This window comes from Psychrobacter sp. CX16 (assembly GCF_057396245.1).
The window spans coordinates 62,999-78,946 of record NZ_JBXYJF010000014.1; the positions used below are offsets into that span (position 1 = coordinate 62,999).

Sequence of the window (15,948 nt, forward strand, 5' to 3'; positions counted from 1 at the left end):
TTGCGGGTCGATAAATAGTGTGGCAACAGAACATTTTAAAAAAGAAAACACCATCTGACACTCATCATATCGGTTCGCAAATGACATCAACATGACGCCAACATTACAAATTTGTCATCTTCAAACGGCAGGATGTTATTCTCGCAGCATATACTCTAATATAGCACCATGCCCTACAGCGCTTAGGGAAGCAAAATAGCTATTGATTGCACAAAGATATGAGGCAGGCATGAAGATTTTATTAGTAGAAGACGAAGTCACGCTGGGCGAATACATAAAAAAAGGCCTAACTGAATCAGGCTTTCTGGTTGAACATAAGCTAAATGGTTTGGACGGCTATCATGCGCTAATGTCTGAAACCTACAATGTGATTATCATGGATGTCATGCTGCCAGATGTTAGCGGGTTTGATTTGGTAAAAAACTACCGCGCCGCCGGTCACATTACGCCCGTACTATTTTTGACCGCCAAAGATGATTTGGAAGACCGTATTAAAGGGATTGAGATTGGGGGTGATGATTATCTAACCAAGCCTTTTGCTTTTGCAGAATTGGTAGTACGTATTAAAAGCTTGCTAAGACGCGCCAATCAGTCCAATTATAAGAGCACCTTAATTGAACTGGCTGACTTAACACTCGATATTGCCAAGCGCACAGTACATAGGGGCAACACGCCCATTCAGCTGACTTCAAAAGAGTTTGCCCTACTGCAATTCATGCTGGAGCGAGAGGGCGAAGTGCTGCCGCGCTCAGTGATTGCTTCTCAAGTGTGGGATATGAACTTCGACAGTGACACCAACGTCATTGATGTGGCTATACGGCGCCTGCGTTTAAAAATTGATGAGGATTTTGAGCCCAAGCTCATTCATACGGTGCGCGGTATGGGCTATAAGTTAGCGGTCTTAGACAGTGCAGCACAGGATAAACCTTAATGCCCAGTAGTCCGATCAGCACTAGAATATCTCTATTGTGGCGTACCATCATTTTAATCACCCTATTTGTGGTGATTAGCCAAGTGATGGTGTATTTTTGGATTCAGCGTTCGGTGAGTGAGCACTTTGAGGTGATGGATGCCGAGATATTAACCCATGCAGCCTACAATCTGCGTAAGGCAGCTAATGAGCAAAATCAAGCCAGCCTCATCCAAAACAGTACCAATCACAATCACAGCGCAGGGCTTAATTATGACATTCAATTTTTCGCCTTTGATACAAGCGGTCAACCCCTTTGGCACCCTGCCAGTGCGGATACCAGCGGCTCGTCAAATGATAAGCTATTTCGAAAACTAGATATTCGCAGCCTATATCAACAACATGGCGACAGGCAGTTTGATTTGTCCTTACAGCAGCGACATTACCGCGCGATTATCATCAATAATCGGCAGACGTTATATCTAATAACCCTGCCCATTGATGTGCATCATTTATATTTAAATCAGTTTAATTTTCAACTTAGATTAATTTTAGCGGCAATTACTTTACTGCTGATATCGGTTGCCGCGTTAAGTGTGTATTGGGGCTTCTCTCCGCTTTCTACCTTTGTGCAAAAGATGAAAGGCATCAGCACAGAGCAGCTTGATGAGCGCATTATAGTGAGTGATATGCCGAGCGAACTGCGACCTTTAGCCGAATCGTATAACGTGATGATGGATAAGCTAAAAGACAATTTTGAATCACTATCACGCTTCTCTGATCATATCGCGCATGAGCTGCGTACTCCGATTGCAAGCTTAAGTACCCAAACTCAAGTCATGTTAAGTCGTCCCCGCAGTACTGAGGACTACATTGAGCAGCTTCACCATCAGCATAGCGCATTAGAGCAGTTATCTGGGCTGATTAATAACATGCTGCTATTGGCAAAAACACAAAAAGGGCTGAGCGATTCGCAGTTAAAAGAGGTTAATTTAGACAGCCTGCTTGCCAAGCTTGTGGAGTATTATGAATTTATCGCTGAAGAGAGAGACATTCGCCTTATCACTCAAGGCAATTATGGCTCCGTCAAAGGCGATGAAGGCCTGCTACAACGTCTATTTGCCAATATACTGTCTAATGCCATTTACTATGCCAGAAATGACAGCACAATTAATATAGAAGCCTACTCATCTAGCCAGTCAAATCAATCACCGCAAAATACGGTGACAATTGTGATTAGCAATGAGCTTGATGAGCCTATTACTCAAGCGGAAGCCAATCGCTTATTTGAGCGCTTTTATCGGCATCATAAAACCAGTAAAACCCAAGCCGGTACCGGCTTGGGTTTGTCTATTGTCAAAGCAATCGCCAAGGCACATAACGGTCAAGTAAGTGTTAACGTCATTAATCCAACGCTATTTGAAATGACCATTACTTTGCGCCGCAGCTAATGCTCATAATTAAATGCAGCTCTGATTAACCGCTTACATATCTACCTTTAGGCGGTCCCAGTATTGCTGATATAGCGCCATGGTCGAGTCGCTGACATCGCTGCGGAACAAGGCATGACCGAGTTGGTCTTCAGGCGGATAGATAATAGGATTGTTCGCTATTTCCTCCGGCATGAGTGCGATGGCTGCTTTATTGGGTGTGCCATAGCCAATCTCTTCACTGATAATGGCTGAATTTTCTGGACGTAAAATAAAATCGATAAAGGTATAAGCATTTTCAAGGTTCTTGGCATTTTTTGGAATGGCCATATTATCCATCCACATAATTGCCCCCTCTTTTGGGTAGACAAAATCAAGCTCAGGCATACCTTGGTCTTGAGCCATGATGACCTCGCCATTCCATGCCAGCCCTAAATAGGTCTCCCCTTCCATAAACGGCATACGTGGTGCGTCAGAGTTGAATGTGCGAACATTGGGCATCAATTTTGATAACTTTTCATAAGCCGCTTTAATATGGTTTGGGTCTTGAGTACTTGGTGGGTAGCCTAAGGTTAATAACCCCATGGTAAAGACATCGCGTAAGTCATTCATAAGCATGACGCGGCCTTCATATTCAGGACGCCATAGATCATCCCATGAGGCAATAGAAGCTTTATCTATACGCTGTGTATTGACCGCTATACCTGATGACCCCCATAAATAAGGGACACTAAATTTATTACTTGGATCAAATTCAGCATCTAAAAAGGCTTGGTTTAAGTGCTTAAAGTTCGATAATTTACTATGATCTATCGTCTCAAGTAGATTCTCTTTTCGCATCTTATCGACGAAGTCAGTGCCGGGGAATATAACATCATAGTTGCCACTACCCTTAGTCAGTTTAAGCTTGGCGTACATGGCCTCATTTGAGTCAAAGGTACTATAAATAACATCAATACCGGTCTCAGCGGTAAATGCTTTGAGCACACTGTCGGAGATGTACTCCGTCCAGTTATAGACGTTGACTACATTGTTACCCGATGCGTTATTAGTTGAGGACTGATTAGCATCTGATGGGTCAGAATCTGATTCATTACCATTTGAGCCTGTGTTAGAGGGCTGGCAAGCCGTCAAACTCAGGCCGGATAAGGCTAAAAGTCCTGCCCCGGACATGCCCAAAAAACGTCTGCGTGAATACCCATTATTTGATGACATATGCGCTCCTTAACGTTTTTTGAGTAACAATAATTGTGAAATGACGAGTCCAACTAACGAGACTGCCAATAAAATTGTGCCCACTGCATTGACCTCAGGCTTAACGCCGACGCGTACCATCGAATATATCTGCAAAGGCAATATCTCAAAGCTTGCGCCGGTATTAAAGGTCGATACCACCACATCATCCAATGACAATGTAAAAGCGAGTACCCAACCTGCCAACACGGCCGGCATGATAATCGGCAATAATACGGTGCGAATCATGGTGAATTCACTGGCACCCAGATCACGGGCGGCTTCAAGCACACTATTATCTAAGCTGCTCAATCTAGCAGAAACGGTAATCACCACAAAGGGCAGACAAAAGGTAATGTGAGCCAATAACAAGGTCACAAAGCCAAGCTCAATGCCTATGATTAAGAATAACGCGAGCAGTGATATCGCTAAAACAATCTCAGGGGACATCATTAACACAAATAGTAAACTTTTAAGTACGCCTTTGCCCTTAAAGTCATAACGCTGAAACGACAAAGCCGTCAACCCACCAATCACTGTGGTCACTGTTGCGGCGACCACCGCCAATAACACAGAATTAATCGCAGCTTGTATCATTGCCTCGTTATTAAACAGCTCATGATACCAATTAAAACTAAAACCGCCCCAGTGATAACCGACTTTGGAGGCGTTAAACGAGAACACCACCATTACCAAAATAGGTGCATACATCACCAAATAAATCAGGGTTAAATAGAGGCTTGCCAGCCATTTAAATAAACCACTCATACCCTACTCCCTAAGTCACTTCGTGATGGTCAGTTTTGCCGATACGCTTACTACTGGCGTAATAAGCGGCTATCAATATCGCCATGGTCAGTGTTAATAACACACTGGCAGCGGCACCAAATGGCCAATCGCGCGCATCTAAGAACTGCGACTTGATAATATTACCCACCAGTAAGTTACGTGAGCCGCCCAAAATATCAGCAACATAGAACATGCCCATCGCAGGCAGTAATACTAGCAGCACGCCCGAGATAATACCCGGTGTGGTCAATGGCAAGATAATATGCCAAAAGGTTTGATATTTATTGGCACCCAAGTCCTTTGATGCTAGGACAATATCCTCACGCAAATCAGTAAATACGGCATATAACGGCAATACCATAAACGGGAATAACAAATATACTAGCCCGCCAATTACTGCTTTCTGGGTATATAAAATTTGCAATGGCTCATCAATAAGTCCCATGCCAATTAATGCAGTACTTAACAGGCCGTTAGCGGCGACAATCAGCTTTACCGCATACAGACGTACCAAAGAGTTGGTCCAAAATGGAATGATTAATAGCAGCATCAAAAACGACTGCCATCGTTTGGAGGCACGGCTAATTAACCAGGCAAATGGATAGCCTAATATTAAACAAATAATAGTGGTAATGGCTGCCATGCTAAGCGAATGCAAAAATACTTTGACATACAGAGGGTCTACAAAGCGTAGATAGCTGTCTAAGGTCAAAGGCAGTGCTAAAAAGGTATCGTCATCACGGGTCAGAAAACTTGCCAGCACTACCAGAATATTAGGAATTAATGCAAAAATAATCAGCCATGCCCATATCACAAACAAGGTGACGCGCTGAAAGGTACGTCCACTATTATTGTTATTGACTGCCGAGGGGGTTGTTAAGGTTGATTTATTCATCAGGCAATATCCACTCCCAGCCGTCGACCCAGTCTACTCTGACTTCTTGGCCAAGCTTATAGTTAAAGTTCGGGTCATCTTCATTGAAATACTCAGAGGCTTTAATCTTATTGCCGTTTTGCAGCTCAATCACCGAATCAAGGGTACTGCCTTTATACGCACTGTCAATCACGTGTCCGACTAGACCATCATAGCCTTCGTTTAAATAGTAGACTCGGATATCTTCTGGGCGTAATAACAGGTTAATACTCTGCCCCACTTGCACCTCAAACTTCGGACGTGGCAAATCTCGTATCGGATGAAAACCCTCTTTTTGTTCGATAACTTCAACCTTAATACGGCTCTCATTAACCTCAAGTACACGCGCTTTGAATAAGTTTGTCTCGCCAATAAAGTTTGCGGTAAATAAGTTCGCCGGACTCTCATAAATACGAATGGGTGAATCGATTTGCTGGAACTCACCCGCTTTCATTACCGCAATTCTATCTGACATCGATAGCGCTTCTTCTTGATCGTGGGTCACGAACACAAAGGTAATGCCAAGCTCACGCTGCAAACGTTTTAGCTCCGACTGCATTTGCACCCGCATTTTGGCATCAAGTGCAGATAGTGGCTCATCTAATAACAGCATTTTAGGACGATTCACTACCGCACGTGCAATCGCCACACGCTGCTGCTGACCACCGGATAAATCTTGAGCACGGCGGTTAATGACATGCTCTAATTGCACCATTGCTAGCGCCTCTTGCACACGCTCTTTAATCTCCGCTTTGGGTACCTTTTTAAGCTTGAGGCCATACGCAATATTGTCAAACACATTCCTATGCGGAAATAACGCATACTGCTGAAATACAGTATTAATCGGACGCTTCTCAGCGGGCAAGCTGGTAATATCAACACCATCAAGTGACATCGTACCGGCATTTGGCATCTCGAACCCGCCAATTAGTCGCAGTAAGGTGGTTTTACCACAGCCAGAAGGTCCTAATAAAGTCAAAAACTCACCGTCATAAATATCTAAGTCGATACTCTTTAAAATCTGAGTATCATCGTAGGCTTTATTTAGCCCACGGATACGCAGCAATGACTTTTTTTCTGTCGGATTTGCTGAGGTGTGTGCAGAAGATTCGTTAAGCGACATAGCAGCGATCTCATATCAAAGGGGTAAAATAGCGAGATGCTTATCCTACATGACCTGTCACAAAAATCAACAGATGCGGGTACATTTCTGTTAGGCGATTTGTGTGTCAAACCGCCTATTCAAGTGTGGCTGTTTATAAAGCTATTATAAGGTGATTGATGTCGTTCAGACCATTTGTATGTGTTCTAAAAATCAGAACAATCAATTGCCATAACACCTGTTTATTGTTACCAAACGAAGGGGTACCATACAGATGCTGAAATTAAAAAGACATAACAATAATTTTACGACTCTCACTTTTAAGTTAATTTTTTAATTTATTCATATCAATCTATTGAAGTCACTAACATTAACTACGGAGCTCAACATGGGTTTATTAATTGAAGGTAAATGGCACGACCAGTGGTACGATACAGAAGCAACCGGTGGCCGCTTCCAGCGAGATATCTCTCGCTTTAGAAGTTGGGTTACTGTTGATGGCAGCGCAGGCCCTAGCGGTGTTGAGGGATTTAAAGCAGAGCCAAATCGTTACCATCTTTATGTGTCATTAGCCTGCCCTTGGGCGCACCGTACGCTCATTTATCGTAAGTTAAAAGGTCTAGAAGACATGATTTCAGTGTCTGTCGTACATCCCTTAATGCATGAGCATGGTTGGACATTTAATGAAGGTGATGGCGTTATCCCTGATCCAATCTTTAATGCTGATTATATGCATCAAATCTATACCAAAGCGAAATCAGATTATACCGGCCGAGTCACCGTACCTGTGCTTTGGGATAAAAAGAACAACACCATTGTAAGCAACGAATCATCAGAAATCATTCGTATGTTTAACTCAGCGTTTGCTGACGTGGGCGCTAACAAAGAGGTTAACTTCTTACCAGAAGATTTACGTAGTGAGATTGATGAGCTAAACGACTACATCTACCCAAATATCAACAATGGTGTATACAAATCAGGCTTTGCAACTACCCAAGAAGCGTATGAAGAAGCAGTGGTTAGTCTATTTGAAGCACTGGATAAAATCGAGGCGCGCTTAGCGACTCGCCGTTACTTAACTGGGGACACTATTACGGAAGCAGACTGGCGCTTGTTCACGACTTTAGTCCGCTTCGACCCTGTGTATGTCGGTCATTTTAAATGTAATATCAGACGCATCGTCGACTACCCTAACCTATGGGGCTATTTACGCGACCTGTATCAAGTACCGGGCGTGGCAGAAACAGTGAATATGGATCACATCAAAACCCATTATTATGCAAGCCATGACACTATTAACCCAACCTTAGTCGTACCGGTTGGCCCAGAGATTGATTTTATGACATCACATGGTCGTGAAAAGCTATCGGCATAAATCGCTGATACGATTAAAATAAAACCCAATAAAAATAGGCTCAATAAAATAATACTAAATAATAAATGGCCTTTAATAAAAACATAATAACGATTTAATAAAAAAAGTAGCCCTTTCCTTCAGCCCAGTTGCCGCTCCACTCCATATAGCGCAGCTGGGTTTTTTTGGTTACTGTAAAACAGTAGATTGATGGTGTATTGATAGCATTATCAGTCGTTAAAATATCATTACTCATGCTTGACTTAGTACCTTTGACCCGAGCCTCAACGATACAGGCAGTACTATCAGAAAGAGTATCCTTATAGACATTGGATATATTATCCAGTATCAAAAGCATCAGCAACTAAGAATCATTTTATTAATTAACCACCAAATTTATTAATTAAAACTAAATTATAATGAGTAGATTTAGTTACCCTAATATAACGTATACCTTCATAAAACATGCAATATAAGCCGTCAAAAACTGCAAGTATAAAAAAACCACTCTCATAGTGAGAGTGGCTTTTTTATGCTTGACTTGATGGATTAATCTAATAATGTCTTAACTAACACACCCATTTAAATTAACGAGCGTCTGGATGTACTAAATTCTCCATCGCCTCGACGCGTTGTGGTTCTTCACGTGGAATGAACTTATTAAGGACTAGCCACAGCAAACCAATCAGCGGTGAAATCCAACACACAAAGGCATACGGTGCATAAGTGAGTGTGGCGGCGCCCAACGTTGCCGCAACATAACTACCACCCATATTCCAAGGAATGAGGGGCGATAATAAAGTACCAGCGTCCTCGATTGTACGGGTCAAGGTGGTTCGATTAAAGCCCATTTGCTTGTATTTGTCCTTCATCAAACGCCCCGGTAACACAAGCGTCGTATATACATCGCCAATGATAGTACCCACGCCTAATACGATGGCATAGGTGGACCCTACCAAACCGAATCTGGTCTTCACTATTTTGTTGAGCTTTGCCATGATGGCCTTTAGGGTACCGTAGTGCTCAAGAGAGCCAACAAAGGCGAGAGCAAAAATAGTCAACGTCACCACCCACGTCATCGACATGACCCCGCCTTTGGTCAGTAATTGATCAACGGTCTCTATGCCCGTTTTACTGACATAACCATCTTGCAATACTGTAAAGATGTCATGTACGCCGACCCCTTGTAAAAAGAAAGCGATGAGTGACGACACAAACACCCCTATCAATACAGTGGGAATGGCAGGAAATTTCATCACTGCAGCGCCAATCACCACCACAGCTGGCAAGAGCGTTATGACACTAATATTGTAGTTGGCAGAAAGCGTGGCCTGCATACCCCTCACTGACGACATATCTACTGAGTCAGAGCTATACCCACTGCCTATCCAAGCATATAAACCCAGTGCAATCACTAGCGCTGGCAAGGTAGTCGGTAATAATCCCTTGATATGGTCCCAAATGTCTATTCCTGCTGCCGCTGGCGTTAAATTGGTGGTGTCTGAAAGTGGCGACATCTTATCACCAAAGAAGGCACCTGAAACAATCGCGCCGCCCGTTAACTCAGGCGGTAAACCAAGCCCTACTCCGATACCCATCATTGCCAGACCGACTGTACCCACCGTACCCCATGAAGAGCCCGTTGCTATGGAAATAATGGCACAAATAATACAAACCGATACCAAAAAAGATGAAGGACTAAATATATCAAATCCGTAATACAAAATAGTCGGCACGGTACCCGCTATAATCCAAGAGCCGACTAACATACCGACGCCCATCAGGATAATAATAGCGGGCAGGCCGACTCGGATAACACGTAAAAATCGTGACTCCATACCCTCCCAACTACGACCACGTGCCGCCATAAAGACAGCTGTAATTAAAATACCACAGGCTAACGGGATGTGAGGGGTAAAGTCTTTGAAGATGAAGAACTGCACCATCAATATCATGGCGGTGAGTACAAGAGGGGCAATATCTAATAAAAAGTTTGATGAGGCTCTATAGCCCTTTACCTCAGGATCGTAGGGCTTGTTTTTGATCATAACCGATAGGTTCTCCTCAGGGTCTGTTAAACACTTAAAAGGTTTAGCCGGATCCATAGTCTATTAAATACAATAGCAACTTATGATTGAGCGTTTAGCTACTATTAGTACCTATAAATCAACTCCTTATCTCTAATAGAGTATGCATCTAGCGGTTTTAATATTGGACAAATGTTTGGTTAAAAGAGTCATAAGGGTATAAAAATTTATGTGAGTTATCAAGTGTTTTGATGGGTTTGACGGTTTTTAAGTCTTTAGATCGACTGTTTATGACACAAAAAAACGCCCTCGAGAGGACGTTTTTTTTCGTCTAAGCATGTTAAATACATTGGTTAGATGACAGTAATACCCTCTTGAACATAAACTGTAACATCATCAGTTTCCCAAATACCGTAATCAATACCATCTACGTTGATAGTACCGTTCAGATTCCAGTCATCACCACTACCTCTTTCACCTTTGAATGTATCAGTATTATTATTATTATAGTTGCCGTTAGCACCCAAGTCGACAGTATCACTACTATCTCCTTTAACATAGATAGTACTACGATTGGATTCAGCGTCTTCAGACTGTATATCGATTCGGTTACTCGCATTACCTATTCCGAGATCGAAGGTTTCAATATTAGTGAAGTATTTAGCATTGATTCTATTACCTCCAGTTACCTCAACAGTATCTGTACCAGCACCACCATTGATAGTACCACCATTGAAGTCAATAATACTCATTCCATCAGACACAACATCACCAATAGTAATTGTATCGTTTTGAGCACTCAAGTTAATCGTACCATTGTTCATGGTTTCAATATTCATTACATCGTCAACACCAAGATTAACAGTGCCTCCTTGAAGGTTATCTAACTTGACGATATCTTTAAGGTTGTCCTCATTGGCTGACGATGTTCCAGTATAGATATTGCCTCGTTCCATTGTTTTTATTGACAAAATATCTTGGCCTGTCCCTAAAGTGATACCACCTTTAACAAAATTGCCAATAGTTACAGTATCACTGCCTGCACCAGCGTCTAACAATGGATCGCCTCCAGATGAATTGCCTAAAGTGCCAATATCAACTTTATCATCTCCTGCACCAGCATTAACTGTTGCCTTAGCAATGACAGAATTTATTAATAAAGTATCATTACCTGCACCTGAGAGAACTTCTGCGTGTTGTCCTTGTAATACACCATAAATATAAATTTTATCTTTACCACTTCCGGTAATTACAGAAGCTTGTTGATTAGGTTCGGTTGCATCCACTAGAGCATTGTTAGCGCCTTTCTTACCAACCGTAATAGTATTATCTCCATTACCTGCATTGATAATTGCTTTACCTCTTAAACTCAAGCCATCCTGAGCAGAGACTAATGTACCTATTGTAATTTCATCATTAGCGTTACCTGTTGTAATAGTACTGTTTCTTAATTCACTACCTACTGAAATAATACCAACTCCGTTACCGGTATCAATGGTACTGGCTCTTAAAACGGTTGCAATTTCGACGGTATCTTTTCCTGCTCCTGTAGTAAGCGTTGATTGTTCAAAGTAGGTGCCTACTGTTAATTTGTTGTTACCCTCGCCTAAATCAATTGGCGACTCATCTATATTGCCTCCAACGCTAACCGTATCGTTTCCAGTACCCGTCTTAATTGAATGATTACCGTTATCTAGCCTCCATATATATCCACCGACAGTAATAGTATTATCGCCATCACCTAGATTAACACCTGAGTTATCAATATTAGTTCGGACAGATAGAGTATCATTACCACTACCAGCAGTCACTTTACTTCCATTGGTAATATATCCATTGTTTTCTTGTCGATCTGAAGCACCAACCACAAGACTATTATTACCTTCACCTAGATTAATTGTAGAACTGCCTTCCAAATTAATACCGAGCAGTACACGATCATCTCCTCCTAAAGTACTAAGCGTACTTTTATCTCTAACGTGGTTTTCAATAATGATAATTTCATTACTGTCGGAAGTTAAGTAACCTTCATTGCTATTGGAGGTAACTGTTCGGTTATTCGGAGAACCATCTGTCATTTGTTCATAAATCATAGTAGTTTGATTGTTTACAGTATTTTGATCTAACCAATCAAAATATGCCAACCTCGTCTCACTTGTGTTACCTGCCTCATCAACCTCGTAAATACGTGCATCTTTACTAGATTCTCCAGTCCAATCATTAACAATTAAGGAGTATGAATTATTGACAATATTCTCAGTGACTATGCTTGGACTTCCCGTAATACCCTGATAAGTCAAATATATATAAGCGTTTTCTATTCCAACTTCATCTGTTCCTCTAAAGTTCAAATTAAAGTGATGAGAAGCATTACCAAAGAAATTAGCATCATATAAGTCAATATCGACATTAGTGTCTAAAATCATATCTGCAGATTTAGTATCGACAATAGATTGATTACTAGAGTCTATAGCATTCACTAAGTTAACTGTATAGTTGTACTCACCATCTTTAAGATCTTGGCTTTCATAGCGATCATCCATAAAGGTATAAGTATTGGTCTTGTTGTCGATAAGCTTTAAGGTATCATCAGATGTTGAAGCAACTATATTGTTATTTTCATTATAAATATTTACAACAAAACCATCAGGAAGCTCTTCAGATAATGTTACTTTTAATTCAACAGAAGTATCATTTGTCACATTATCTGATACTGTGGATGTATTTGTTTCATCGTTATTAATTACTCCTACATATTCATTAGGCTTTAATCGAGTATTGAATACAATATCATTAGCCTTAGCGTACTCTTCTAAAGTATTAATAGCATTCATAACTTCAGCATTATCATCATCTATTAATTCAAATGAGCTTATCTCTGGTATTGCTTTCACTGCAACGGTACCCATAGTAACGCCAGTATTCCCAGCAGGGTCCGTCGCTTTCACAGTGACTTCATGCTCTCCTATTGCTAGTGCGTTATTTTCTGGAATTAGTCCATCATCTAATGTCCAAGTGCCATTTCCTTTATTCGTTGCGGTGTAGTCTTCACCGTTAATAGTCACAACCACTGTCGCATTAGGATCATCTATAGAACCCGACAGAGCAGGCGTTGTATCAATTGTGGTTAAACTATCCACTGATACTGTTGGTACTACTGTATCAATATATAAAGTGTCAGTACCGTCAGGGGACTGGTTACCTGCTGCATCACTGATTTGAGCAGTCACGGTTAATTTAGAAACATCAATATCTCCATCACCATTAGTATCAATATCTAGGATAGTTTGTACGAATCCTCTACTTAAGTCAGATTCTGATACTTTAATGGTGATTGGATTTGAGACATTCCCATTGACTGTTAATGTTACTGTGTCCCCTAACTCTGTACCTTGAGATAACGAGATACGAACTGGCGTATTTCCAGCGTTGTAACCTGTACCATTTTCTTCTGCGTTTAGCCAAGCTTCTCCCATAGAATTTGTTCCATCTAAATTTTCTGGGAAGGTTATTGTTGGTGCTTCGGTTGGGATTGTTGTGTCAACAATTATTGGACCTGAATTGCCAGTTGCTGTATTACCAGACGCATCCTTTGTATTTACAACAATATTGCTATAATCACCTTCACCAAGTACATAATTTCCACTGTTATTAGAAGTAATAGTTTCAGTTGTTCCATCTACTTTTGTAGCTTTAACACTGACTATGCTATCACCCTCATCCATACCTGAAATGATTAAAGTTCCGTCTTTTGTAAGGTTATCAGTAGCTGATACACCTGTATCGTTGAAGTTTATGACAGGTGTTGAGATTTCTGTGTCAACATCATAGCCTTTAGTCGCTGTCACTATGCCCGTGTTACCCGCAGCATCTGTGGCTTCAATTGATACATCTAGGGTGGTATCGCCATCTTTAACCAGCTCAGAGCCTGGTACAGCAATACTAAAGTTGCCGTCTTGATCCACCACTCCTGTGTACGCTTTACTATTAACCGTAAGCGTTACCATATCACCGGCACTAAAGTCGCCAGTTACACGACCGGTAACAGCAACATCTTCTTGTGCTTCTGTTGCATTGATAACGTTATCATCAGTAATGTCATTAATAACAAGCTGCGTGGAGCTGTTATTTGGCGCTGTCGTATCTGCTGTTGGTACAGTCTCAGACGCATCTGCACCTGTGTTACCCGCTTTATCGGTCACGCTTGCAGTCACATTAGTACCAGGTTGTACCTCTACGTTATAACCATTGACTAAAATAGTGTTGTCAACAGTAACCTCTTGCTGATCATTACCAACAGTCACTGTTAGGGTGTCTCCAACCTCAGTGCCCGCAGGCATATCGATATTGACTGTAATGGTGCCATCACTGCCTACATCTTCAGCGTTGTATTCACCCCCTTGACCGGCACTTGGTACAGGCACAGTAATCGTAGGGGCTTCAGGTGGAGTTTTATCACCTGTATGGGTAATCTCAGATGGGACTATCCCTGTACCTGTACCTGTATTACCTACTTGATCAACACCTATGATAATTAATTCAATATCCGCTGGTAGTGCAGGCTCAAAGGTGGCTGTATAAGTACCATCACCATTTGCAGTGGCGGTCACTGTCGCACTATTAGGACCTGTTACTGTATAAACGGCGTCCGCATCATCTGCTGTGAACGTCACGGTTGTACTCTCAGCGGTAGTGTCAGCTGGATTACTGGTGTCAATCTGTTCAACCACAACTTCTGTGATTTCAGGCGCACTGGTATCGCCAACAACTTTAGTTGGTTCAGATTCATTACCGGCAATGTCAGTTGCTGTAACGTCAATGGTTTCACCATCAGCAACCACGCGATCTGTGGTGACCTCGTAGTTACCATTACTATCTGCAGTGGTACTGCCAATCACATTACCGTCTGCATCTTTAACTTCAACTTTAGAACCAGGCTCTGTGCTACCTGTGATGGTGGTGCTATCTGGCATGCCATCATTGTTGGTATCGTTATTAACCGCACTGTCAACCACAGGGGCATCTGGTGCACTCGTATCACCGGTAAGGGTAATCTCAGAAGGTACAACGCCTTGGCCTGTACCTGTGTTACCTGCTTTATCAACCCCTTCAATCTTAATAATATCGTAGGTATTTAGCGCTGAGGTAAATACGGCTGTATAGGTGCCAGTTTTATTACCAGCAGCATCAACATCCGCAGTAGCGACTACTTGTACACCATTAGGTGCAGTTGCTGTATAAGTAGCAGTGTCATCATCGCCTTTAAAGCTCACTGTGGTCTGCTCTGGTATGTTATCAGCAGCATCACTGGTGTCTGTTTGCTCAACTACCACGTCTGTAATCTCAGGCGCAGTAGTGTCGTCATAAGTGATGTCAGTTGGCACCGTGGCTGTCGCTGAATCTGAATTACCCGCAACATCTGTACCAGTAACCGTTATCTTCGCTCCAGTCGCTAAGGCAGGACTAAACACGGCAGTATAGGTACCATCGCCATTATCAGTCACGTCTCCAACTTCACCATCTGGACCTGTGGCAGTATAGCTTGCAGAGTCATCATCACCTGTAAAGGTAACGCTGGTCGTATTCGCTACACCATCAGCAGGACTATCACTATCAATCTGTTTAATCTCGACGATATCAACCGCAGGTGCTGTGGTGTCGTCATAAGTGATGTCAGTTGGCACAGTTCCTGTCGCTGAATCTGAATTACCCGCAATATCCGTACCAGTAACGGTGACGGTATCATCGGCATTAAGCGGTGTGTCAAACACGGCGGTGTAAGTCCCATCACCATTTGCTGTGGCCGTCACTGTTGTCCCATCTGGTGATGTTACTGTGTAAGTCGCATCCGCGTCATCACCGGTAAAGGTAACCTTGGTGTTATCAACCGTATTATCAGCAGGGTCACTGCTATCGACTTGTTGTACCGCAACGTCTGTAATCACAGGCGCGGTATCATCGGTATGGGTAACCGTCTCTGGCACTGCGCCATTAGCGCTGCCTGTGTTACCTGCTTGATCAACACCTTTAATGCTAACAACGGTATTGGCTGCAAGTGGGCTATCAAATACTGCAGTGTAGATACCGTTACTGTCTGGACCACTGACGGTTGCTGTCTCACCATTTGCACCTGTTACGGTATAGGTGGCAGTGTCATCATCGCCTTTAAAGCTCACTGTGGTCTGCTCTG

General features: G+C 42.3%; 10 protein-coding genes. 3 read left to right on the forward strand and 7 right to left on the reverse strand.

Annotated features, from left to right (window positions below):
• Positions 1-229: 229 nt before the first annotated feature.
• Both AC2SLM_RS06995 and AC2SLM_RS07000 read left to right on the forward strand, forming a co-directional pair.
• A complete protein-coding gene (locus tag AC2SLM_RS06995; RefSeq protein WP_486552857.1) occupies positions 230-931 on the forward strand; it encodes a heavy metal response regulator transcription factor in 702 nt (233 codons plus the stop codon).
• Positions 931-2,361 (forward strand): heavy metal sensor histidine kinase, encoded by a 1,431-nt coding sequence (locus AC2SLM_RS07000; RefSeq protein WP_486552859.1) that lies wholly within the window; start codon positions 931-933, stop codon positions 2,359-2,361. Before AC2SLM_RS06995 ends, AC2SLM_RS07000 begins: the two co-directional genes overlap by 1 nt.
• A gap of 33 nt (positions 2,362-2,394) precedes the next feature.
• Here AC2SLM_RS07000 and AC2SLM_RS07005 read toward each other — a convergent pair whose 3' ends face one another.
• Genes AC2SLM_RS07005 through potA form a run of 4 tightly spaced genes read right to left on the reverse strand, consistent with a single transcriptional unit; the run spans position 2,395 to position 6,398 of the window.
• Positions 2,395-3,555, reverse strand: a complete 1,161-nt coding sequence (locus tag AC2SLM_RS07005; protein ID WP_486552860.1) for an ABC transporter substrate-binding protein — start codon at positions 3,553-3,555, stop codon at positions 2,395-2,397.
• 9 nt (positions 3,556-3,564) lie between these two features.
• Positions 3,565-4,341 carry a spermidine/putrescine ABC transporter permease PotC gene (potC, locus tag AC2SLM_RS07010; RefSeq protein ID WP_486552861.1) on the reverse strand — a complete coding sequence of 259 codons (777 nt, stop codon included), beginning with the start codon at positions 4,339-4,341 and terminating at the stop codon, positions 3,565-3,567.
• Between the two features lie 10 nt (positions 4,342-4,351).
• Positions 4,352-5,257 carry a spermidine/putrescine ABC transporter permease PotB gene (potB, locus tag AC2SLM_RS07015; RefSeq protein ID WP_486552862.1) on the reverse strand — a complete coding sequence of 302 codons (906 nt, stop codon included), beginning with the start codon at positions 5,255-5,257 and terminating at the stop codon, positions 4,352-4,354.
• Positions 5,250-6,398, reverse strand: a complete 1,149-nt coding sequence (gene potA / locus AC2SLM_RS07020) for a spermidine/putrescine ABC transporter ATP-binding protein PotA (RefSeq protein WP_486552864.1) — start codon at positions 6,396-6,398, stop codon at positions 5,250-5,252. Before potA ends, potB begins: the two co-directional genes overlap by 8 nt.
• A 367-nt stretch (positions 6,399-6,765) precedes the next feature.
• Here potA and AC2SLM_RS07025 point away from each other — a divergent pair, with 367 nt between their 5' ends.
• Positions 6,766-7,752 (forward strand): glutathione S-transferase family protein, encoded by a 987-nt coding sequence (locus AC2SLM_RS07025; RefSeq protein WP_486552865.1) that lies wholly within the window; start codon positions 6,766-6,768, stop codon positions 7,750-7,752.
• A gap of 94 nt (positions 7,753-7,846) precedes the next feature.
• Here the strand turns inward: AC2SLM_RS07025 and AC2SLM_RS07030 are convergent, their stop codons facing one another.
• From AC2SLM_RS07030 to AC2SLM_RS07040, 3 genes are all read right to left on the reverse strand, one after another.
• On the reverse strand, positions 7,847-7,987 hold the full coding sequence (locus tag AC2SLM_RS07030; RefSeq protein WP_486552867.1) for a hypothetical protein: 141 nt from the start codon (positions 7,985-7,987) through the stop codon (positions 7,847-7,849).
• A 331-nt stretch (positions 7,988-8,318) separates the two neighbouring features.
• Positions 8,319-9,779 (reverse strand): Na+/H+ antiporter NhaC, encoded by a 1,461-nt coding sequence (gene nhaC, locus AC2SLM_RS07035; RefSeq protein ID WP_486552868.1) that lies wholly within the window; start codon positions 9,777-9,779, stop codon positions 8,319-8,321.
• Between the two features lie 332 nt (positions 9,780-10,111).
• The gene (locus AC2SLM_RS07040; RefSeq protein ID WP_486552870.1) at positions 10,112-15,934 is read right to left on the reverse strand and encodes a beta strand repeat-containing protein; all 5,823 of its coding nucleotides are present in this window, start codon (positions 15,932-15,934) and stop codon (positions 10,112-10,114) included.
• Positions 15,935-15,948 lie beyond the last annotated feature (14 nt).

What these genes read in the sequence shown, in the direction of transcription:
- AC2SLM_RS07000 (WP_486552859.1), top strand. Translation starts at nt 931, where the DNA reads ATGCCCAGTAGTCCGATCAGCACTAGAATATCTCTATTGTGGCGTACC.
- potB (WP_486552862.1), bottom strand. Translation starts at nt 5,257, where the DNA reads ATGAATAAATCAACCTTAACAACCCCCTCGGCAGTCAATAACAATAAT.
- AC2SLM_RS07030 (WP_486552867.1), bottom strand. Translation starts at nt 7,987, where the DNA reads ATGAGTAATGATATTTTAACGACTGATAATGCTATCAATACACCATCA.
- potC (WP_486552861.1), bottom strand. Translation starts at nt 4,341, where the DNA reads ATGAGTGGTTTATTTAAATGGCTGGCAAGCCTCTATTTAACCCTGATT.
- AC2SLM_RS06995 (WP_486552857.1), top strand. Translation starts at nt 230, where the DNA reads ATGAAGATTTTATTAGTAGAAGACGAAGTCACGCTGGGCGAATACATA.
- potA (WP_486552864.1), bottom strand. Translation starts at nt 6,398, where the DNA reads ATGTCGCTTAACGAATCTTCTGCACACACCTCAGCAAATCCGACAGAA.
- AC2SLM_RS07025 (WP_486552865.1), top strand. Translation starts at nt 6,766, where the DNA reads ATGGGTTTATTAATTGAAGGTAAATGGCACGACCAGTGGTACGATACA.
- nhaC (WP_486552868.1), bottom strand. Translation starts at nt 9,779, where the DNA reads ATGATCAAAAACAAGCCCTACGATCCTGAGGTAAAGGGCTATAGAGCC.
- AC2SLM_RS07005 (WP_486552860.1), bottom strand. Translation starts at nt 3,555, where the DNA reads ATGTCATCAAATAATGGGTATTCACGCAGACGTTTTTTGGGCATGTCC.